Source organism: Mycobacteroides immunogenum, from assembly GCF_001605725.1.
Classification (GTDB): Bacteria; Actinomycetota; Actinomycetes; order Mycobacteriales; family Mycobacteriaceae; genus Mycobacterium; species Mycobacterium immunogenum.
In genome coordinates this window covers 4,686,165-4,708,648 of record NZ_CP011530.1, presented here as the reverse complement: position 1 = coordinate 4,708,648, position 22,484 = coordinate 4,686,165, and the positions used below count along the sequence as shown (strand labels likewise).

The following is a 22,484-nucleotide window of genomic DNA, read 5'->3' as shown; positions in this document are numbered from 1 at the left end:
CCTTCGGAGAGGGGGTAGGCGAATGATGGAGTCTGAGGACGGGGCATTACCGCTTTCCCGCGGACAATTGGATATCTGGCTTTCACAGGAAAGCGGTCTGGTTGGTGCTGAGTGGCAGCTAGGGCTTTTGGTCCGGATCGAAGGAAAAGTAGAACGAGTTCTACTTGAGCAAGCCATCCGGCAGGCCGTGACGGAGGCCGAACCCGCGCGGGCCGCCTTCTTCGAAGTAAATGGACAGATCGTGCAGCGGCCGATTGACCATTCGGATCTGGTGCTCGCCTTCGAGGATCTACGGGATTCGGATGATCCGGTCCATCGTGCCCGGGAAAAGGCCACCGATATTCAGCGCACGCTGATGCCTTTGACCGGACAGCTGCTGAAGTTCGCGCTGTACCGCACCGGTGACGACGAGTTCTACCTCTTCGGCTTGTGCCATCACATCAACCTGGATGGCTTGGGTATGGCGGTGGTGAGCCGCCGCGTCGCGTCCATCTACACGGCATTGGTCGCGGGCGAGCCTGTGCCGCCCGCCTACTTCGGCACGTTGCAAGACCTGGTCGAGTGGGAGACCGATTACGTTTCCTCCGACGAGTACGCCGCGGATCGGGAGTACTGGAGCCAAAATCGCCCCCCGGATAGTGGACTGGACTACCGGATGCCACACGCGTCCGAGGATTCGGACGGCTACCACCCGTCTGATTCCGTTCAGATGGACGACATCACGGTCGGCGAGATCAAGGATCTGACAAAGGTTCTGCGGATTCGCCGCTACTCGGTCATCACCGCCGCCTGCGCACTGCTGGTGCGAGGCTGGTCCACGACAGGTTCGGAAGTGGCGCTGGATTTCCCGGTCAGCCGTCGCGTGCACCCGGATTCCCGGACGTTGCCCGGCATGATGGCCGGCGTCGTGCCGCTGGTACTCAACGCCCCGCCACAGGCGACCGTGGCCGAATTCTGCCGCCACGTCGACACGCGCATTCGCGAACTGCTGCAACACCAACGTTTCCCCGTGCATACCCTTGAGGACGAAGAATTCGGGCTCCGGGGAGTACGTCACGCCGGTAACCGCGTCGCGGTCAACTTCATCCCGGCCAGGCTCACCCTGGACCTCGCTGGTGCGCCCGCAACCGCGTCGTACACCAACCACGGCCCCATGGGGCATTTCGGGCTTTTCTTCATCGGCGCGAGTGACCAGTTGGTCCTGAGCTCGTCGGGCGACGGAGAGCCGTTCGCCAAGTTCGGGGTGCCAAATCTGGCGATCCGATTACAACGTCTCCTCTCGGAGATGGCCGCCGATCCCGATCGGCGGCTTTCTTCACTGGACTCCCTTGTCAATGACGAGCCCGCGAGTCTGGCGCAGCTGGGCAACAGCGCTGTTCTGACCGCAGCGGCCGCGCGACGTGTGTCCATTCCGGATCTGTTCGCGACGCGAGTGGCGGCCGATCCCGATGCCGCGGCACTGACATTCGCCGACAGCACGTTGACGTATCGCGAACTGGATGAGGCCGCCGATCGTTTGGCGGATCAGCTCGTGCGCGAGGGCGTGGGTCCGGGCGAGCGGGTGATCCTGTTCTCAGACCGGTCGGCCCGGGCTGTCATCGGGATCCTGGCGGTGCTCAAGACCGGGGCGGCATATCTGCCGATCGACCCCGCGGTGCCTGCCTCACGCCTGGAATTCATCGTTGGTGACGCGGCTCCGGTCGCGGCTATCACCACAGCCGAGCTCAGATCGCGGTTGGACGTCTTTGACCTCGCGGTCATCGATCTGGACGATCCGGCGCAAACCCACGCCACGGCCCACCCTGTGCGGGTGTCGGCTCCCACGCCGGACGACATCGCTTATGTCATCTACACCTCGGGTACCACCGGAGCGCCCAAGGGCGTCGCCGTCACCCACCACAACGTCACCCAGCTGATGTCGTCGCTGGATGCCGGCCTGCCCAACCCCGGCGTGTGGCCGCTCTGCCACTCCTTGGCCTTCGATGTTTCGGTATGGGAGATCTGGGGTGCGCTGCTGCGTGGCGGCAGGCTGGTCGTGGTATCTGAATCAATCACGGCCTCGCCCGCGGATTTCCACGATGTGTTGGTCTCCGAGCAGGTCACCGTGCTCACACAGACACCGTCTGCGGTGGCAATGCTGTCACCCGAAGGCCTGGATGCCACCGCACTCGCGGTGGTGGGCGAGGCGTGCCCCGCAGCTGTTGTCGAGAAGTGGGCACCCGGTCGGGTGATGATCAATGCCTACGGGCCGACAGAGACCACCATGTGCGTGGCGATCAGCGCGCCGCTCACTGCCGAGTTGCCCGACGCGGTGGTTCCCATCGGCTCGCCGGTGCCCGGTGCGGCGCTGTTTGTACTCGATACCTGGCTGCAACCGGTGCCGCCCGGAGTGGTCGGCGAACTGTATGTCGCCGGTGACGGTGTCGCATGCGGATATGTCGGCCGTTCAGATCTGACGGCCTCGCGTTTTGTGGCTTGCCCGTTCGGCGAACCCGGCGCCCGGATGTACCGCACCGGCGACCTGGTGCTGTGGGGCGACGACGGCCAACTGCAGTACCTGGGCCGTGCCGACGAGCAGGTCAAGATTCGCGGATACCGCATCGAACTCGGTGAGGTCCAGGCCGCGTTGGCCGCACTCGACGGTGTGGATCACGCGGCCGCGATCGTTCGCGAAGACCGCCCTGGAGACAAACGCCTCGTCGGCTATGTCACCGGAACCGCGGATCCCGCCGAAGTGCGCAGCATCTTGTCCAAGCGCCTTCCGCCCTACATGGTTCCGGCCGCGGTGGTGGTGCTCGAGGCGCTGCCGCTGACGTCCAACAACAAACTGGACACCCGTGCACTGCCTGCTCCCGAGTACGGCGGTTTGGGGGCGGAATACCGGGCGCCCGGTAACGCGGTGGAGGAGATTCTCGCCGGTGTGTACGCCCAGGTGCTCGGTGTCGAGCGCGTGGGCATCGACGACTCGTTCTTCGACCTGGGCGGGGACAGCATCCTGTCGATGCAGGTGGTTGCCCGGGCTCGTGCGGCGGGAGTGCTGTGCCGGCCGCGTGACGTATTCATTGAACAGACGGTGTCGCGACTGGCCGCGGTGGCCGAAATCTCCGGTGGTGAGGCGTATGTGGCCGACGAGGGTCTTGGCCCCGTCGCGGCCACTCCCATCATGGGGTGGCTGGCCGAGGTTGACGGCCCGATTACCGAGTTCAATCAGACGCTGGTCATTCAGGCGCCGTCCGGTGTGACCGAGGACGATGTGGTCGTCGTCTTGCAGGCGCTGCTGGACAGGCATGCGACTCTGCGTCTTCGTGCGCAGCACACCGATGGACAGTGGTCACTGCTCGTTCCCGAGGTGGGTGCGGTGGCTGCCCGCGACCGCCTGCGCGTTGTCGACGCGTTGTCGGACGAGGTGCTGGTGGCCGCCCGCGCGGAACTTGATCCGGTGTCCGGGGTGATGCTCAGTGCGGTATGGGCGCCCGGCACGGCGCAACTGGCACTGGTGATTCACCATCTCGCCGTCGACGGGGTTTCGTGGCGAATTCTGTTGGAAGACTTGAACATTTCCTGGGCCCAGTATCACAGTGGCGCGGAAATTGAATTGCCTTCCGGCGGAACATCGTTCGCTCGATGGACCGCATTGCTGGCGGAACACGCGCTGGCCGCGGACGTGGTGCGGCAGGCCGACGCATGGCGGCAGATCCTGACCACGCCGGCCCGTGTGCCGGCGGTTGAGCCGGCGGTCGACACCTACGCCACCGCCGGACGATTGTCGGTGTCATTGGACGCCGAGACCACCAGGCAACTGCTGGGTGCGGTGCCTGCGGCGTTTCATGCTGGGGTGCAAGACATTTTGCTGATCGCCTTTGGGCTGGCGTGGAATGAATTCCTTGGCACCCGGGGGGCGGCCATTGCCTTCGACGTAGAAGGACACGGCCGCCAGGAAGAGATTGGCGAAGCCGCCCATCGTCGTATCGACCTGTCGCGCACCGTCGGCTGGTTCACCACCAAGTATCCGGCCTCGCTTGCGGTGGGGGAGCTGACCTGGGCGCAGGTGGTCGCGGGCGAGGCTGCCCTCGGTCAGGTGATCAAGACGGCCAAGGAACAGTTGCGTGCGTTGCCCGACGGCTTGACCTACGGATTGCTGCGCTATCTGAATCCTGATGTCGACGTGACCGGATCCGAGCCGACAATCGGATTCAACTACCTCGGGCGGTTGGGTGCGGGAGCGGCCGACCTCTCCGAGGGCTTCTGGCGGATAAGCGATGACAGCTTGTCGATGACCGATGTTGCCGCGGCGATTTCGATGCCGTTGGCCCATTCGGTGGAGCTCAATGCCGGCACCATGGATGCCGCGGCCGGTCCGGAACTGCGCGCCAACTGGACCTGGGCGCAGTCGGCGCTGGACGGCGCTCAGGCCGACCGCCTGAGCCAGTTGTGGTTCGAGGCTCTGGCCGGCATCTGCACCCACGTACGTTCTGGCGGAGGCGGATTGACGCCTTCCGATTTGGCGCCGGCCCGACTGACCCAGCAACAAATCGACGCGTTGGTGCAGCAGTACGAGATCGCCGACGTGCTGCCGTTGACACCCCTGCAACAGGGGCTGCTATTCCAGGCCGGATTCGCCGAGGCCACTGGCGATTCCGCCGAAGACGACGTGTACGCGGTGCAATTGACACTCACCGTGACCGGTGCCCTCGATCCCGTCCGTCTCCACGACGCTGTGTACGCGGTCGTCAAGCGCCATCCGAACCTGGCTCCCCGCTTTAGCGAGGAATACGGTGAGCCCGTACAGATCATTTCGGCGGAACCCGTAATCGGTTGGCAGCATGTCGAATTGACCGATAGCGTGGATGAGCGGGTAGCGCAGCTGTGCGCTGCTGAGCGTGCCGCCGTCTGCCGGCTGTTCACGGAACCGGTCTTCCGGGCGACCCTGATCTCGGGGCTCGGCGACGGTACGGAGAATCAGCATCGTCTGGTGTTGACAGCGCACCACATCGTGATCGATGGCTGGTCTCTGCCGATCTTGCTGCAGGAGATCTTCAGCGTCTACTACGGACACCGCCTGCCGACGCCCGCGCCGTACCGCAACTTCGTGACGTGGCTGGCTGGGCAGGATCGGGTTGCGGCGCAATCGGTATGGGGCAAGGCCCTCGATGGCTTCGAGGCTCCTACCTTGGTGGGATCGCTTGCTACCGCGGGCCGCAGGGGAGTGGAGTCCTACCGCATCTCCGAGAACATCACGCGGTCGCTGGCCGAACTTGCCCGTACACAGCGCACCACCGTCAACACGGTGCTGCAGGCCGCGTGGGCCCAGGTGCTGACCTGGCTGACCGGACAGCATGATGTCGCGTTTGGCACGGCGGTATCGGGACGCCCCGCGGATTTGGCCGGAGCCGACTCGATGGTCGGTCTGCTCATCAACACGGTGCCGGTGCGTGCGAACATCACCGCCGCCACCACCGTCGCAGATCTGCTGGATCAGTTGCAGCGCGCACACAATGAGACCGTCGAGCACGAGCACTTGGCGCTCAACGAGATTCATCACGCGATCGGCCTCGACCGGCTCTTCGACACGTTGTTTGTGTACGAGAACTACCCGATCGACGCCGATGCGCTGCTGGGCGCCAAAGACTTGGGTATCACCGATTTCAGTAGCCGCGAATACAACCACTACCCGTTGTCGGTCGTGGCCATGCCGGGCAATGAGCTGGGACTGCGCGTCGAGTTCGATAGCGACGTGTTCCAGCCGGCTGATATCGACACCGTCGTCGACAAGTTACGGCAGGTATTGGCGGCCATGACCGCCGATCCGGCCACCCGGTTGTCGTCGATCGACTTGCTCGACGCCGGTGAACACGACCGGCTGGACAAGTGGGGTAACCGAGCGGTACTGACCCGCCCGGAGCCCGCGCTGACGTCGATTCCGGAGCTGTTCGCCGCACAGGTCGCACGCGCGCCTGAGGCCGTCGCGATCACCTGCGGTGAACGGTCTTGGAGCTACGGCGAATTGGATGCCACGGCCAACCGGTTGGCGAACCATTTGGTGACCCGCGGCGCCCGCCCGGGTGAGCGGGTGGCGCTGCTGCTTCCCCGCACCGGTGAGGCGATCGCCGCCATCCTGGCGGTGCTGAAGACCGGGGCGGCGTATCTGCCGATCGACCCTGCGCACCCGGATTCGCGTGTCGAGTTCGTGTTGGGTGATGCCGCGCCGATCGCCGCGGTCACCACGGCGGAGCTACTGCCGCGGCTGGCCGCATCCGGTGTGTCCGCGATCGATATCGACGATCCGGCGGTAAGTCAGCAGAGCGCCGCCGCGCTCCCTGTTCCGGCAGTGGATGACATCGCGTACATCATCTATACGTCGGGGACCACAGGTGCGCCCAAGGGCGTTGCGGTAACGCACCGCAACGTCGCGCAGCTGCTGGAGTCGCTGGACGCGGAATTGGCGTTGGGACAGGTCTGGACGCAATGCCATTCGCTGGCGTTCGACTACTCGGTGTGGGAAATCTGGGGCGCGCTGTTGTACGGCGGCCGGTTGCTCGTCGTGCCCGACGCGGTCGTGCGGTCGCCAGAGGACCTGCATGCCTTGCTCGTCAGCGAAGAAGTCAGCGTGCTGAGTCAGACCCCCTCGGCCTTCTACGCATTGCAGACCGCCGACGCGCTACAGCCCGAGGTGGGGCAGCAGCTCAAGCTGCAGACCGTGGTATTCGGTGGAGAAGCGCTTGAACCGCAGCGGCTTTCGTCATGGTTCGACAGTCATCCGGGGTTGCCGCGGATGATCAACATGTATGGCATCACCGAAACGACAGTGCACGCCTCCTTCCGGGAAATCGGTGACGGGGACGTGGACAGCAACAGCAGCCCGATCGGCGTGCCCCTGGAGCATCTGGCCTTCTTCGTGCTGGACGGCTGGCTCCGGAAGGTGCCGGTGGGTGTCGTCGGTGAGTTGTATGTGGCAGGTGCCGGACAAGCGAGTGGATACCTGGGCCGTTCGGATCTGACGACTACCCGTTTCGTCGCCTGCCCATTCGGGGCACCCGGATCGCGGATGTATCGCACCGGCGACCTGGTGCAGTGGGGCGAGGACGGGCAGCTCCGCTATGTCGGACGTGCCGACAAGCAGGTCAAGATCCGTGGCTACCGCATTGAACTCGGTGAGGTCCATGCGGCACTGGCCCGGGTGGAGGGCGTGGATCAGGCGGCGGTGATCGCTCGCGAGGATCGCCCGGGCGACAAGCGACTTGTCGGCTACATCACCGAATCCACCGCAGGCACTTTGGATCCCGCGGTTGTGCGAGCCACGCTCGCGGAGCGGTTGCCGGCCTATATGGTCCCCGCCGCGGTGGTGGTGCTGGATACGTTGCCGTTGACCGTCAACGGCAAGCTCGACACGCGCGCGCTCCCAGCGCCCGAGTTTCAGGACGCCGACCACTATCGAGCACCCGAGGACGCAGTCGAAGAGATCCTGGCGGGCATCTACGCCCAGGTGCTCGGGGTCGAGCAGATCGGCGTGGACGACTCCTTCTTCGACCTGGGCGGAGACAGTATCTCGTCCATGCAGGTAGTGGCCCGCGCCCGGGCCGCCGGATTGCTGCTGCGGCCGCGTGACATCTTCGTCGAGCAGACCGTCTCACGGTTGGCCCAGGTCGCCGTGTTCGCCGACGGCGAGGCCGGGGTGGCCGACGCGGGTACCGGAGCGGTGGTCGCTACGCCGATCATCCGCTGGCTGCACGGACTTGGCGGCAACGTCGACGAGTTCAACCAGACTGTCGTGTTGCAGGCTCCCGCCGGAGTCTCCGAGGACGATGTGGTGACTGTGCTGCAGGCGCTGTTGGATCGGCATGCCACGCTGCGGCTGCGGGCCGAGGACAACGCCGGCGACTGGTCGCTGCTGATTCCGGAGGCGGGAACGATCGAGGCCCGCGAGTGCCTTCTTGTCGTGGAGACGCTTTCGGACGAGGCACTGAGCCAAGCCCGGTCGCGGCTTAATCCCGCCACCGGGGCGATGCTGAGCGCGCTCTGGGAAAGCGGCAAGAACCGGTTGGTGCTGATCATTCACCACTTGGCGGTGGACGCGGTGTCGTGGCGGATCCTGTTGGAAGACATCAACATCGCCTGGGCGCAGCATCACGGTGGACAGCCCGTGGAACTTCCTTCGGGCGGAACGTCGTTTGCGCGCTGGGCGACGCTGCTCGACCAGCACGCGCGCGACGCCGATGTGGTGGCGCTGGCCGACACCTGGCACCAGGTGGAGCAGATCCCGGCGGCGTTGCCTGCCGTGCACCCCACGATGGACACCTATGCCAGTGCGGGACAGCTGTCGGTATCGCTTGATGCCGACCTCACTCGTGAACTCTTGGGCGAGGTGCCCACCGCGTACCACGCCGGAGTTCAGGACGTGCTGCTGATCGCATTCGCCTTGGCGTGGAACGAGTTCCTGGGTTCGGCCGGAGCGCCGATCGGATTCGATGTCGAGGGCCACGGTCGTCAGGAAGAGTTCGCCGGCGACGCCGATCTCTCGCGCACGGTGGGCTGGTTCACCAGTAAGTACCCGGTGTCGCTGGCGGTCGGTGAGCTGTCCTGGGCACAGGTGGTGGCCGGTGATCCCGCGCTGGCGCCGGTCATCAAGGCGACCAAGGAGCAGCTGCGCGCATTGCCGGACGGCCTCACCTACGGTCTGTTGCGCTACCTGAACCCGGATGTGGAGGTCGCCGGGCCGGATCCGTCGATCGGTTTCAACTACTTGGGTCGTTTGGGTGCGGGCGGCGCCGACCTGTCGGACGACCTGTGGCGCATCGACCACGACGGGGTAGCGATCACCGCTGCCGCGACGTCGGTCCCCACACCCTTGGGGCACACCGTCGAACTCAACGCCGGTGTGATGGAGGACGCCGAGGCCGGGCCGCAATTGCACGCGACCTGGACATGGGCGCTATCGGCGTTGAGTCACCACCAGATTGACCGGATCAGCAGACTCTGGTTCGACTCATTGGCGGGGATCTGTGCGCATGTCCGCGCCGGTGGAGGCGGACTGACTCCGTCGGATGTCGTACCGGCGCAGCTGACTCAGCAGCAGATTGATCAGCTGCACGATCAGTACGAGATTGCCGACGTACTGCCGCTGACGCCGTTGCAGCAGGGGTTGTTGTTCCACTCGAACCTGGCCCCGGAGGCCATGGAGGGCAGCGACGACCTCTATGCCGTGCAGCTCGATGTGGCCCTGAGTGGACCGCTCGATCCGAAGCGGTTGCAGGAGGCCGTGCATACCGCGATCAGGCGGCGGCCGAATGTGGTGGCCACGTTCTTCGAAGAGTTCGGTGAACCGGTACAGCTCATCCCGGCAGACCCCGAGTTGGCTTGGCAATACGTCGAGCTGGACGGCGAGGGCGATGCTGAGGTGCAGGTCGATCGGCTTGCTGCCGCGGAACGGGCTGCGGTCTGCGACCTGGCCGGCCAACCGGCCTTCCGGGCCGCGCTGGCCCGGACGGGGACAGACCAGTACCGGTTCCTGGTCACCAACCATCACATCGTGCTCGATGGATGGTCGAAGCCGATCCTGCTGCAGGAGATCTTCGCGAGCTACTTCGGGGAGCGCCTACCGGCTCCGGTGGCGTACCGCAGGTTTGTCACGTGGCTCTCGGGGCAGGACAACAGCACCGCACGATCGGCGTGGGGCAAGGTCTTCGAAGGCTTCGAGACTCCGACACTGGTTGGGCCGCCGGGCCGCATGGTGCTGGGCCGGCGCGGCGTTGAGTCGTTCGAGGTGTCTGCCGAGACCACTCAGGCGCTCGGTGAGCTCGCGCGCTCCTGCCGCACCACCGTCAGTACGGTGCTGCAGGCGGCATGGGCACAGCTGCTGATGTGGCTGACCGGGCAGACCGACGTGGCCTTCGGCACCGCGGTGTCGGGCCGTCCGACGGACCTTGTGGGCGCGGAATCGATGGTGGGCCTGCTGATCAACACGGTGCCGGTCCGCGCGACCATCACCTCCGACACCACGATTGCCGGCCTGCTGACCCAGTTGCAGGGGGCCTACGGAGAGACGTTGGAGCACCAGCACCTGGCGCTCAACGAGATTCACCACGCCGTCGGACACGACCAGTTGTTCGACACGATGTTCGTGTACGAGAACTACCCCATCGACACGGCCGCGCTGTCCCGTGTGCATGAGCTGTCCATCACCGGGTTCAGTAATCGTGAGTACAACCACTATCCGCTTGCGGTCCAGGCAACACCGGGCCATGAGCTGGCACTCCGCGTCGAATTTGACACCGATGTCTTCAACGCCGTTCGAATTGGCAAGTTGGTCAAGAGGTTCCAGCGGGTGCTGGAGGCCATGACATCTGATGTTAAAGGGAAGAAGAAGGAGCCAACATGAGCGCCGATCCCACCCGGACTTTGTTGTCGATGGATCTTCTCGACGACGATGATCACGACCGGCTCGACGAATGGGGTAACCGCGCGGTGCTCACCGAGCCCGTCGCCGAACCCGTTTCGATCCCGGTGGTGTTCGCAGTCCAGGTGGAGCGCGCGCCGGAGACCGTCGCGCTGGTGTGCAGGGACAGGTCCTGGACCTACCGCGAGCTGGATCAGATCACCAACCGCATCGCCCACCTGTTGGCGGGCAACGGCGCCGGCCCGGGCGAGGTTGTCGGGCTGCTGGTTCCACGCTCGGGTGAGGCCATCATCGGACTGCTGGCCATCCTCAAGACCGGGGCGGCATACCTGCCGATCGACCCGGCTCATCCCGACGAGCGCATCAAGTTCATGGTGTCGGACGCCGGGCCGGTGGCAGTGCTCACCACGGCAGACCTGAGTTCACGATTCGACGGGCTCGACGTGGGCGTCATCGAAATCGACGATCCGCTGATCGATGGGCAGCCGAGCTCTGCGCTGACCGCGCCGGAGCCCGACGATCTGGCGTACATGACCTACACCTCGGGAACTACTGGTGTGCCCAAAGCGGTTGCGGTTACGCACCATAACGTGACTCAGCTGGTGGACGCAGTCCGTACGGATCTGCCCGCCCGTCCGGGCGAGGTGTGGTCGCAGTGGCATTCGCTGGTCTTCGACGTCTCGGTGTGGGAGATCTGGGGCGCGCTGCTGCACGGCGGGCGCCTAGTGGTGGTGCCCGAGTCTGTGGCGTCCTCGCCGGATGACCTGCATGAGCTGTTGATCAGCGAAAAGGTCAGTGTGCTTTGCCAAACGCCCTCCGCGGCAGGGATGTTGTCACCGGAACGGCTGGAGTCGACGACGCTCATCGTCGCCGGTGAAGCCTGCCCGACCGAACTGGTGGATCGGTGGGCGGCCAGCGGGCGCACGATGATCAATGCCTACGGCCCGACCGAGGCCACCATCTACGCGGCAATGAGCGGACCGTTGACACCCGGCTCGGGTGTGGCGCCGATCGGCTCGCCGGTGCCCGGTGCGGCCTTGTTCGTGTTGGACAAGTGGCTGCGGCCGGCACCCGAAGGCGTGGTGGGTGAGCTGTATGTGGCGGGCAACGGAGTGGCGCCCGGATACGCGCACCGGTCCGGTCTGACCGCATCTCGCTTCCTCGCTTGCCCATTCGGTGGGCCCGGTTCGCGGATGTATCGCACCGGAGATCTGGTGCAGTGGGGCGAAGACGGGCAGCTGCAATATCTGGGCCGTGCGGATGAGCAGGTCAAGATCCGTGGTTACCGGATCGAGCTGGGTGAGATCCAGGCCGCACTGGCACGGCTGGCCGGCGTGGAGCAGGCAGTGGTGATCGCTCGTGAAGATCGTCCTGGCGACAAGCGACTTGTCGGTTACATCATGGGGACCGCCGATCCGGTCGAGGCGCGCACCGCGCTGGCCGAGAGGCTGCCCGCATACATGGTTCCGGCCGCGGTGGTGGTACTGGACGCTCTCCCGTTGACGGTGAACGGCAAGCTGGACAAGCGTGCTTTGCCCGCGCCCGAATACCGCAGCGTCGGAACCGATTACCGGGCGCCGTCCGGGCCGGTGGAAAAGATCCTGGCGGATATCTACGCCCAGGTCCTCGGGGTTGACCGGGTAGGCGTGGACGAGTCGTTCTTCGATCTCGGTGGCGACAGCATCCTGTCGATGCAGGTGGTGTCGCGGGCGCGGGCGGCCGGGGTGCTGTGCCGGCCACGCGACATCTTCGTCGAGCAGACCGTAAGCGGAGTGGCGGCGGTGGCCACCCTCTCCGACGGCCAGGCTGATGTCATCGACGAGGGCATCGGTCCGGTACTGCCTACCCCGATCATTCACTGGCTGCACGAGGTGAAAGGTCCTGTCGACCAGTTCAATCAGACCATCGTCCTGCAGGCACCGGCCGGTGTCACCGAGGACGATGTGGTCGTCGTGCTGCAGGCGCTGTTGGACCGCCACGCCACGTTGCGGCTGCGTGCGGAGCCCGACGGCGCTGCCGGCGTGTGGTCGCTGCTGGTCCCGGAGACGGGCGCGGTGGACGCGCGCGAATGCCTGCGGGTCGCGGCGAGTTTGTCCGACGCGGAGTTGGTCGCGGCTCGTTCGCGCCTCAACCCGGCTGCCGGTGCCGAGCTCAGCGCGGTGTGGGTTCCCGAAACCCGCCAGCTTGCCCTCATGATCCACCACCTGGCCGTCGATGGTGTGTCGTGGCGAATTCTGTTGGAGGATTTGAACATCGCCTGGGTCCAGCATCACAGCGGGCAGCCGGTGGAGCTGCCCGCGGGCGGGACCTCATTCGCCCGTTGGGCCACCCTTCTGGACGAGCACGCACGCTCCGCGCAGGTGGTGGCGACGGCCGACGCATGGCGCGAGGTGACCGCGGTGCCCTCGGCATTGCCCGCCGTACTGCCCGAGCTGGATACCTACGCCACGGCCAAGACCTTGTCGGTGTCGCTCGACGCCGAGACCACTCGTGAGCTGCTCAGTGAGGTGCCCGCCGCGTTTCACGCTGGCGTGCAGGACATTCTGCTGATCGCGTTTGGACTGGCCTGGAACGAATTCCTGGACTCCGGTGTCGAGTCGATTGGTATCGGTGTCGAAGGACATGGGCGTCATGAAGAGCTGGCAGATGATGTAGACCTGTCGCGCACCGTCGGCTGGTTCACCACCAAGTACCCCGTCGCCCTGAGCGTCGGGGGGCTCGCCTGGCAGGACATCGTCGGCGGATCCGCGGCGTTGGGTCCAATCGTCAAGGGCGCGAAGGAACAACTGCGGGCACTTCCCGACCCGCTGACCTACGGGCTGCTGCGCTACCTGAATTCGGACGTCGACCTCACCGGTCCGGAACCGGCCATCGGGTTCAACTACCTCGGGCGGCTCGGCGCCGGCGCCGGCGATCTCACCGAAGAGCTGTGGCGCATCAATGAAGACAGTCTTTCTTCGGCGAGCGTGGCCTCCACCGTGTCCATGCCACTGATGTACACGGTGGATCTCAACGCCGGAATCGTGGAGGGTGGTCTGGGCGAAGAGTCCGGCGCACATCTGCGGGCCGGTTGGACGTGGGCGCCCTCGTCGGTCACCGAGCCCCAGGTACAGCGGCTGAGCCAGCTGTGGTTCGAGGCGCTGGCCGGCATCTGCGCGTATGTGCGCGCCGGTGGTGGTGGGTTGACCCCGTCCGATATCGCTCCCGCTCAACTGACCCAGCAACAGATCGACGAGCTGCACGAACAGCACGAGATCGTTGACGTACTGCCGCTGACGCCTGTCCAGCAGGGGCTGCTCTTCCACGCGACGCTGGCGCGGGGTGCCGGTGAGCTGGCCGAAGCGGTATCCAGTGACGTGTACGCGGTGCAGCTCGATATCACCATGGCGGGCGTCGTCGACCAGCTGCGGCTGCGCGATGCGGTGCACACCGTGGTCGGGCGTCACCCCAACCTGGCCGCCCGCTTCTGCACCCAATTCGGGGAACCGGTACAGGTGCTTTCCGCAGAGCCCGCGATCGCGTGGCGGTACCTGGACCTGCGCGGCGACGATCTGACACCCGACGACGAGGTTGAGCGGCTGTGCGCCGCTGAGCGAGCCGCCGTGTGCGATCTCATCGAGCGGCCGACGTTCCGCGCGGCGCTGATTCGCACCGAGGGCAACCAGCATCGCTTCGTACTGACCTTCCACCACATCGTGATCGACGGTTGGTCATTGCCGATCCTGCTGCAGGAAATCTTGGCAAGCTACTTCGGCCAGCGGCTGCCCGCCCCGGCGTCCTACCGGAACTTCGTGGGCTGGCTAGCGGATCAGGATCTCGATGCCGCCCGCCTGGCGTGGGGCCAGGTGCTGGAGGACGTCGAGTCCCCGACACTTGTCGCTCCGCCGGCACCTCCCGGACCGCGCGGGGTGCAGACCCGCCGGCTGTCCACCGAGATCACGCAGGCGGCGGGCAAGCTGGCGCGCACACAGCACACCACCCTCAGCACGGTGCTGCAGGCCACCTGGGCACAGATGCTGATGGCGCTGACGGGCCAGCATGACGTCACCTTCGGCACCGCGGTGTCGGGACGGCCGGCCGAACTTGCCGGCTCCGATTCGATCGTGGGTCTGTTGATCAACACGGTGCCCGTGCGTGCACGCGCAGGCGCGGACACCACAGTCGCCGATCTACTGGATCAGATGCAGCGCCTACACAACGACACCCTTGAGCATGAGCACTTGGCGCTCAACGAGATCCACCACATCGCCGGCCACGAGCTGCTGTTCGACACGCTGTTCCTCTACGAGAGCTACCCGATTGACACCAGTGCCTTCGGGGGCGCGCAGGAACTGGCGATCACCGGATTCTCCAACCGCGAGCACAATCACTACCCGCTGTCGGTGATGGCGCTGCCTGGCCATCAGCTGGGGCTGCACATCGAATACGACTCCGCACTGTTCGATGTGGAAACCATTCAGGGCCTGATCGATCGGTTCCAGCGGGTGCTGGAGTCCATGATCGCCGACCCGGCCCGGCGGCTGGCATCGGTGGCCGTCCTCGATGACACCGATCAGGAGCGGCTCGACGACTGGGGTAACCGTTCGGTGCTGACGCACCTGCCGGAGAAGGTGCTCTCGATTCCGGAGGTGTTCGCCCAACATGTGAAGCGCGCACCGGAGGCGGTCGCGCTGCGGTTCGAGGGCCGCTCGACAACCTATGGAGAGCTGGACGAGGCCGCCAACCGCTTGGCGAATCTGCTGGCCATCTACGGAGCCGGTCCCGGCGAGTCGGTGGCGCTGCTGATGCCGCGGTCGGACGATGCGGTCGTGGCGATCCTCGCCGTCCTCAAGACGGGAGCGTCGTACCTACCGATGGACCCGGCGGCTCCCGATAACCGCCTGGAGTTCATGCTTTCCGACGCGGCACCGGTGGCGGTGGTCACCACGGGTGAGCTGCGGGGTCGGCTGGACGGGTGGAGTGTGCCCATCGTCGAATTCGACGATGCCGAAGACGATCCCACCGGCGCCATCTACGGCAATGCGCCCTTGCTCACTCCCGCTCCCGATGACATCGCGTACACGATCTACACCTCGGGCACCACAGGTGTTCCCAAGGGCGTGGCCATCACGCACGGCAATCTCACGCAGACCCTGAAGTTTCCGCTCTCAAACCTGCCCATGGGGCCGGAAGAGACATGGGCACATACGGGTTCGCTGATCTTTGACATCACCGTGTGGGAAATCTGGGGCGCGTTGCTGCACGGTGGCCGCCTGGTCATCGTGCCGGATTCGGTGGTGCGCTCGCCGGGTGACCTACACGCCCTGCTGGTCGCCGAGAAGGTCAGCGCCGTATTCCAAACTCCTTCGGCGGCAGGCCTGTTGTCACCCGAGGGGCTGGAGCACACCACCCTGGCGGTCGGCGGTGAGGCCTGCCCGACGGATCTGGTGGATCGGTGGACGGCCAACGGACGTTCGATGATCAACGCGTACGGCCCAACGGAGACAACGATCTACGCCACCTTCGCGGAGTTGACGGCGGGAACGTCTGTGGTCCCGATTGGTTCGCCGGTGCCCGATGCTGCCCTGTTCGTCTTGGACACCTGGCTGCGTCAGGTACCCGAGGGCGTGGTCGGGGAGCTGTATGTGGCCGGGCACGGCGTGGGCGTGGGCTACGTGAACCGTTCCGGGCTGACCGCCTCGCGGTTCGTGGCATGCCCGTTCGGGGAGCCCGGCGCGCGCATGTACCGCACCGGTGACCTGGTGCGGTTAGGCGCGGACGGGCACCTGGAGTACTTGGGCCGCGCCGATGAGCAGGTCAAGATTCGTGGTTTCCGTATCGAGCTTGGCGAGATTCAGGCGGCGCTGGCAGAGCTGGACGGGGTCGATCAGGCGGTGATGGTCGTGCGGGAGGATCGTCCCGGCGACAAGCGCCTTGTCGGCTACGTCACCGAAGCTGTTGCCGGGAGCATTGATCCGGCCGAGCTGCGCGGTGCGCTGGCCAAGAAGCTGCCTACCTACATGGTGCCGGCAGCGGTGGTGAAGCTCGAGGCGCTGCCGTTGACGGTCAACGGCAAGCTGGACCGTCGGGCGCTGCCCGTACCCGAGTACGAGGCCGCCGCGCACTACCGTGCCCCGGTCACCGCGACCGAAGAGACAGTCGTCGGCATTTATGCCCAGGTGCTCGGCATCGAGCGGGTGGGTACCGACGACTCGTTCTTCGATCTGGGTGGTGACTCGATCTCGGCCATGCGGGTTGTCGCGGCCGTCAACACCGCACTGGACACCGAACTCTCGGTACGCACCATGTTCGAGTCTCCGACGGCCCGCGGCCTGAGCGTGCACCTGGACACCATGCGTGCTTCCGGAACCACCGGGCCCAGCTACGCGACTGTGCACGGGGCCGGTGCCACCGAGGTACGGGCCAGTGATCTCACGCTGGATAAGTTCTTCGACGTTTCGGCACTGAATACCGCTCCGGTCGAATCGCTTTCGAGCACGGCGGCGCGGACGGTGCTGCTGACCGGGGCGACCGGTTTCCTGGGCCGGTATCTGGTGCTGCAGTGGCTCAAAGAATTGGAGGAGGTGGACGGCACCCTGGTCTGCCTGGTGCGAGCCGCTTCCGATGAAGAAGCCCGCGCTCGTCTGGACAAGACGTTCGACAGCGGTGACGAGGAACTGCTGCACTACTACGAGAACCTGGCCGACGGACGTCTGCAGGTGATCGCCGGTGACAAGGCCGAGCCGAACATGGGCCTGGACCACGACACCTGGCAGCGGCTGGCCGAATCCGTGGATCTGATCGTCGATTCCGCGGCGATGGTCAACAGCGTGCTGCCGTACAACGAGTTGTTCGGCCCGAATGTGGTGGGTACAGCTGAACTGATCCGGTTCGCGCTGACCGCCAAACTCAAGCCGTACACCTATGTCTCCACCGCGGATGTGGGCCGGGAGATCGAGAAGTCGGTGTTCCTGGAGGACGCCGACATCCGGATCATCAGTGCTACCAGGCCTTCCGATGGCAGTTATGCCAACGGTTACGCCAACAGCAAGTGGGCGGGCGAGGTGCTGCTGCGCGAGGCGCACGACCACTTCGGGCTGCCGGTGGCGGTGTTCCGCTCGGGCATGATCATGGTCGATACCAGCCATGCGGGGCAGCTGAACGCCTCCGACACGGTAAGCCGAATGGTGCTGAGCATTCTGGCCACTGGCGTGGCGCCTCATTCCGTCTACGAGCTGGACGCCGACGGCAATCGACAGCGTGCCCATTTCGACGGGCTCCCTGTGGAGTTCGTCGCGGAGGCCATCACCACGCTGGGTGGCGGCACGGTGGGTCAGGGTGAATCCGCGCATTCTCCTGCGGGATTCGAGACGTATCACGTGATGAACCCGCATGACGATGGCATCGGTATCGATCAGTACGTCGACTGGCTGATCCAGGCCGGTCACCCGATCGAGCGCATCAGCGACTTCGGCGAGTGGGTTGCTCGATTCGAGGCCGGGCTGCTTGCCTTGCCCGATCGGCAGCGCCAGGGCTCGGTACTCCAGATGCTGCGGATACTGCAGCAGCACGGCTGGGACGGAAAGCCTCCGGAGCCGTCCACTGGACCCATGGCGCCTGCCGATCGGTTCCACGCCGCGGTACGGCAGGCGAAGATCGGTGCCGACCACGACATCCCGCAGGTATCTGCGCCGATCATCGCCAAATACGCCACGGACCTGCAACTGCTCGGATACCTCTGAGTCATGCTCGTCGAGCTGGAACGAATGGGATAGGGCCGCGGATATGTGGGGCGAGCTTTTAGGGCTGGCATTTATGGTGTCGCTCAACCCGATGCTGCTGGGCCTGGTCCTGGTGGTGATTTCCCGGCCCCGGCCGGTGCAGAACCTGCTCGCGTTCTGGGTGGGTGCGCTGATCGTGAACGTGCCCGCCTTCGTGATCTCGCTGTTCGCGCTGCATCTGGTGCCCAGCTTCGCGTCGTTCGCCAAGAACCTGACGACGGCCGACCCGGGCAGCTCGGTCAAGCCGTTGCAATTCGGCACGGGCGTGCTCGCGCTGGCGGTCGCGGTATGGATCGCGGTGCGGCTGCGGGCACGTAAGCGTGAGCCGCAGCCTGTCGCGAGCGGTAGCGGTGGCGAGGCATCGGTGCTGGTGCTGGAGGACGAAGAGCCCTCTGCCGCATCGCGGCCCGCCGGTCCCATCCGGCGTGTGATCAAGGATCTCGGCGGCAGGATTCAACGGCTTCTGGGCCGGGGAAAGAATGCGTGGGAGAACGGATCACTCTGGGTCGCACTGGTACTCGGCATCGGGTACATGCCGCCGCCGCCGCTGGTGCTCTTGGTCGATACGCTTGTGGTCGGTTCGGGGGCCGCGATGGGCACACAGGTCATCGCGGTGCTGGTGTTCATCTTCGTGGAATTGATTCTGTTCGAGATCGCGTTGTTCAGCTACGTTCTCGCGCCGGCGAAAACCCAGGCGGTGCTGGAACCGGTGCACAGATGGGCCGAGGCCCGGCGCTCGGAGATTCTGCTCGTCATCTTTGCGGTACTCGGCCTTTGGCAGCTGCTCATCGGCCTGGGCGTGGTGTAGCCGCCGGATCTAACTGCCCCGGAAGGTCTTCCGGTAGTGGGTGGGGCTCATCCCGAACCCGCGCCGTAGGTGATGCCGCAGATTCGCGGCCGAACCGAGGCCGGAGCGGCGTGCTACCTCGTCCACCGCGAGATCGTGTGACTCCAACAGCGCCCTGGCACATTCGACGCGCTGTTGCCGCACCCAGTCGCCCGGAGAGAGGCCGGTCTCGTCGCGGAAGCGGCGGTTGAAGGTCCGCACGCTCATGCGTGAACGATCGGCCAGCTGCTGCACCGTCAACGGCTCGGTCAGATTTGCCAACGCCCAATCGCGGGCGGGCGCCGTTGAATCCCCGGTGCATTCGGGCAGCGGGCGGTCGATGAATTGTGCCTGTCCACCCTCCCGCCACGGCGGCACCAGGCAGTATCTGGCCACATCGTTGGCCGCCGCGGTGCCGTGATCCTGCCGAACGATGTGCAGGCACAAGTCGATTCCCGAGGCAAGACCCGCGGACGTGAGAACATTGCCGTCATCGACGAATAGAACCGTATCGTCCAGCAGCACACGCGGATACAGTGCGCGGAAGTCGCCGGCCTTATGCCAATGTGTGGTCGCCCGGCGCCCGTCGAGGAGGCCCGCGGCCCCCAGCACGAAGGCCCCGGTGCAGATGGACACCATGCGGGTTCCGGGGCGGATGGTGTTGAAGGCGGCGTGTAGATCCTCGGCCAGTTCACCCCGAACCCGCGACGGCGGATACTGAGTACCCGGAACAATCACGGTGTCCGCAAGGGCCAGCGCCGCCGGCCCCTCTTGCGGGGTGATGGCGTATCCCGAGGTGGTCTGAACCGGTGCCGCGGTCAGCCCGCAGGTGATGACGCGATAACGCTCCGCGCCGGCCTGGCCGAGTATCAGCGACGGGATGGTCGCGTCGAAACCGATCAGTGGCTCGAGCATCAGCACCACCACGGTGTGCACCATGGCACGATCTTTACACCTATTGGCATTTATGCCAATTGTGAGAGCCGTCGGCATCGGTCAGCCTTGGCGGGTGACGCAGTATCTGCCCGGGACTTCCCGCCGCCACCTTCATCCCGCCTGGATCATCGCCGGGGTCGCCTTCGTCGCGGTGCTGGCCGCCGCCGGATTCCGTTCGGTCCCCGGTGTTCTGATGGACCCGCTGCACGCCGAGTTCGGGTGGTCGCACGCGACGATCGGGTTGGCCATGTCGGTCAACATGACCTTGTTCGGCCTCACCGCCCCGTTCGCCGCCGCGTTGATGGACAAACTCGGGATACGTCCGGTGCTGGCGGCAGCGCTCACCCTCATCGCGGTGGGCACCTTCCTCGGGATCTTCATGACGGCCTCGTGGCAGCTATTGGTGCTCTGGGGTGTGCTGGTGGGCGTGGGAACCGGGTCGATCTCGATGGGTTTCGTGGCGACCGTTGCGACCAGGTGGTTCGTCGCGCGGCGTGGATTGGTCACCGGCGTCTTGACGGCCGCCAGTGCCACCGGGCAGCTCATCTTCTTGCCTTTGGTGGCTGTGGTGACCGGTGCTTATGGCTGGCGCTGGGCATCGGTGATCGTTGCGGCAGCCGCGCTTGCCGTGGTGCCCCTTGTCGCACTTTTTATGCGAAACCGGCCTGCGGACAAGGGCGTTGGCCCCTACGGTGCCGATGCTGACGAGCCGGCGGCATTGTCGGGTGGATTCGGTGCGGCCTGGCAGGGGCTGGCGATAGGCGCCCGGCGGCCGGTGTTTTGGCTGTTGGCGGGAAGCTTTGCGATCTGCGGGATGACCACCAACGGGCTGATCGGCACCCATTTCATTCCGGCCGCGCATGACCATGGCATGCCTGCCACGATCGCGGCGGGCCTGCTCGCGCTCATCGGTGTCTTCGACGTGGCCGGGACGGTGTTCTCGGGATGGCTCACCGATCGTGTCGATGCTCGCATTCTGTTGGGCATCTACTACTTTGGCCGCGGTATCTCGCTGATGTTGTTGCCCGCGCTGCTTTCTCCCCGGGCGGAGCCGTCCACCTGGGTGTTCATCATTTTTTATGGATTGGACTGGGTGGCCACCGTGCCGCCGACCATCGCGTTGTGCCGCGTCTACTTTGGTGAGCACACACCCGTGGTGTTCGGGTGGGTGTTCGCCTCGCACCAGCTCGGAGCGGCGGTGGCGGCGGCAGGTGCGGGATGGCTACGCGATCAACAGGGCAACTACGACACGGCCTTCCGGCTGGCCGCCGGGCTATGTGTGGTCGCGGCGGTGATGTGCCTTTCGGTGCGGGATCGGCCGTCAGGTGATCAGCAGGTCGCGATAGATCAAGTTGACGGCGACGTAAATGACGATCGTTGCGAGGTCCTCCGCGAGCAGGCCGACCGCGGGCGCGCGGAGTTTGCCGAAGAAGTCAAATAATCCCTTGGACAGTAGGCGAAATATCCGTACAGTTTCTCACGAACAACAGCACACGGGTGGTGCGGGCCGGATGTGGATCGGTTAACTGTTAATTCATAGGTCGCGGGTTCGAATCCCGTCAGGGTCTCAGGGATCCTGTAGCTCAGCTTGGTAGAGCAATGACTTCGGTCGGCAGCTCACATGCTCGCGCCACCCGTACAACTGAATGCTTGCAGGTGGCGCGGGCCGGAATGGATCGGTTACCTCAGGAGCGGGAAGCCCGGGTTGGAATCCCGGCGGGTCATTCGCATGGGCCCGTGGTGTAGCTGCCAGAGCACGCCCGCCATCGTGTCGGTGCATGCGCACATGCCCGCGCCACAGTGCAATCGGTGCATGCGCACATGCCCGCGCCACAGTGCCGGGTTCGGCTTGGGCGCACAGCCCGCCTCGGAGATCTCGACGATCCGCCGCACCAGGCCGATCGGATCCGTTGCGGCAGCGCGGAAGACCACATCGGCGGCCTCACGAGTAAGCGCCTCCGCCGAGGTGTAGTACGTCCCGCCCGATGTCCCGAGAGTGAGAAACCGGTGCAGCTGGGCATCCTCGGCCGTGGCATACGTGTATCCGCCGGCCGAGTTGGCGATCTGCCGTCCATCGGCAGGCCGGGACTGCGGCGTGCGCCGCCTACTGATCCTGCGCAGTACATCCATCATGGTGTTCTCTCTCCTTCCTCGGGTGGGGTGCGGGCGTGTAGGTAGTCACCGGATCTTGATCAGTGGGAGTGATAACCGGCGACTTCCGGCTCGCACCGTCGACCAGCAGGTGATGTGGGCATGTGAAGTTGCCGACCGGATTCGGGATTCGAACCCAATAGCCAGTTGATAACCGGCCGACGTCCGGCCCACATCCCCCGCTGATCATGAAAATCGTTTGGCCGCTTGCACTGTGGCGCGGGCATGTGCGCATGCACCGATTGCACTGTGGCGCGGGCATGTGCGCATGCACCGACACGATGGCGGGCGTGCTCTGGCAGCTACACCACGGGCCCATGCGAATGACCCGCCGGGATTCCAACCCGGGCTTCCCGCTCCTGAGGTAACCGATCCATTCCGGCCCGCGCCACGTGCAAGCGGCCAAACGATTTTCATG

General features: G+C 65.3%; 6 protein-coding genes. 4 read left to right on the top strand and 2 right to left on the bottom strand.

Translation table 11 applies throughout. The features are described from left to right. Positions 1-25 precede the first annotated feature (25 nt). Genes ABG82_RS23370 through ABG82_RS23360 form a run of 3 tightly spaced genes read left to right on the top strand, consistent with a single transcriptional unit; the run spans position 26 to position 18,961 of the window. Positions 26-10,375, top strand: a complete 10,350-nt coding sequence (locus tag ABG82_RS23370; RefSeq protein WP_407661893.1) for an amino acid adenylation domain-containing protein — start codon at positions 26-28, stop codon at positions 10,373-10,375. After that, positions 10,372-18,114: a non-ribosomal peptide synthetase gene (locus ABG82_RS23365; RefSeq protein WP_043076675.1), complete on the top strand. Its 7,743-nt coding sequence runs from the start codon at positions 10,372-10,374 to the stop codon at positions 18,112-18,114. Before ABG82_RS23370 ends, ABG82_RS23365 begins: the two co-directional genes overlap by 4 nt. 43 nt (positions 18,115-18,157) lie before the next feature. Next, a complete protein-coding gene (locus ABG82_RS23360) occupies positions 18,158-18,961 on the top strand; it encodes a GAP family protein (RefSeq protein ID WP_043076674.1) in 804 nt (267 codons plus the stop codon). A 9-nt stretch (positions 18,962-18,970) separates the two neighbouring features. Here the strand turns inward: ABG82_RS23360 and ABG82_RS23355 are convergent, their stop codons facing one another. Further along, positions 18,971-19,918 (bottom strand): GlxA family transcriptional regulator, encoded by a 948-nt coding sequence (locus ABG82_RS23355; protein WP_109475861.1) that lies wholly within the window; start codon positions 19,916-19,918, stop codon positions 18,971-18,973. Between the two features lie 28 nt (positions 19,919-19,946). Between ABG82_RS23355 and ABG82_RS23350 the strand changes: the two genes are divergently transcribed. Next, the gene (locus ABG82_RS23350; RefSeq protein WP_078343649.1) at positions 19,947-21,356 is read left to right on the top strand and encodes an MFS transporter; all 1,410 of its coding nucleotides are present in this window, start codon (positions 19,947-19,949) and stop codon (positions 21,354-21,356) included. 239 nt (positions 21,357-21,595) lie between these two features. Here ABG82_RS23350 and ABG82_RS23345 read toward each other — a convergent pair whose 3' ends face one another. Further along, complete coding sequence (locus tag ABG82_RS23345; protein WP_062826706.1) at positions 21,596-22,048, bottom strand: TROVE domain-containing protein; 453 nt, start codon at positions 22,046-22,048, stop codon at positions 21,596-21,598. Between the last annotated feature and the right edge of the window lie 436 nt (positions 22,049-22,484).

What these genes read in the sequence shown, in the direction of transcription:
- ABG82_RS23370 (WP_407661893.1), top strand. Translation starts at nt 26, where the DNA reads ATGGAGTCTGAGGACGGGGCATTACCGCTTTCCCGCGGACAATTGGAT.
- ABG82_RS23365 (WP_043076675.1), top strand. Translation starts at nt 10,372, where the DNA reads ATGAGCGCCGATCCCACCCGGACTTTGTTGTCGATGGATCTTCTCGAC.
- ABG82_RS23360 (WP_043076674.1), top strand. Translation starts at nt 18,158, where the DNA reads ATGTGGGGCGAGCTTTTAGGGCTGGCATTTATGGTGTCGCTCAACCCG.
- ABG82_RS23355 (WP_109475861.1), bottom strand. Translation starts at nt 19,918, where the DNA reads ATGGTGCACACCGTGGTGGTGCTGATGCTCGAGCCACTGATCGGTTTC.
- ABG82_RS23350 (WP_078343649.1), top strand. Translation starts at nt 19,947, where the DNA reads ATGCCAATTGTGAGAGCCGTCGGCATCGGTCAGCCTTGGCGGGTGACG.
- ABG82_RS23345 (WP_062826706.1), bottom strand. Translation starts at nt 22,048, where the DNA reads ATGATGGATGTACTGCGCAGGATCAGTAGGCGGCGCACGCCGCAGTCC.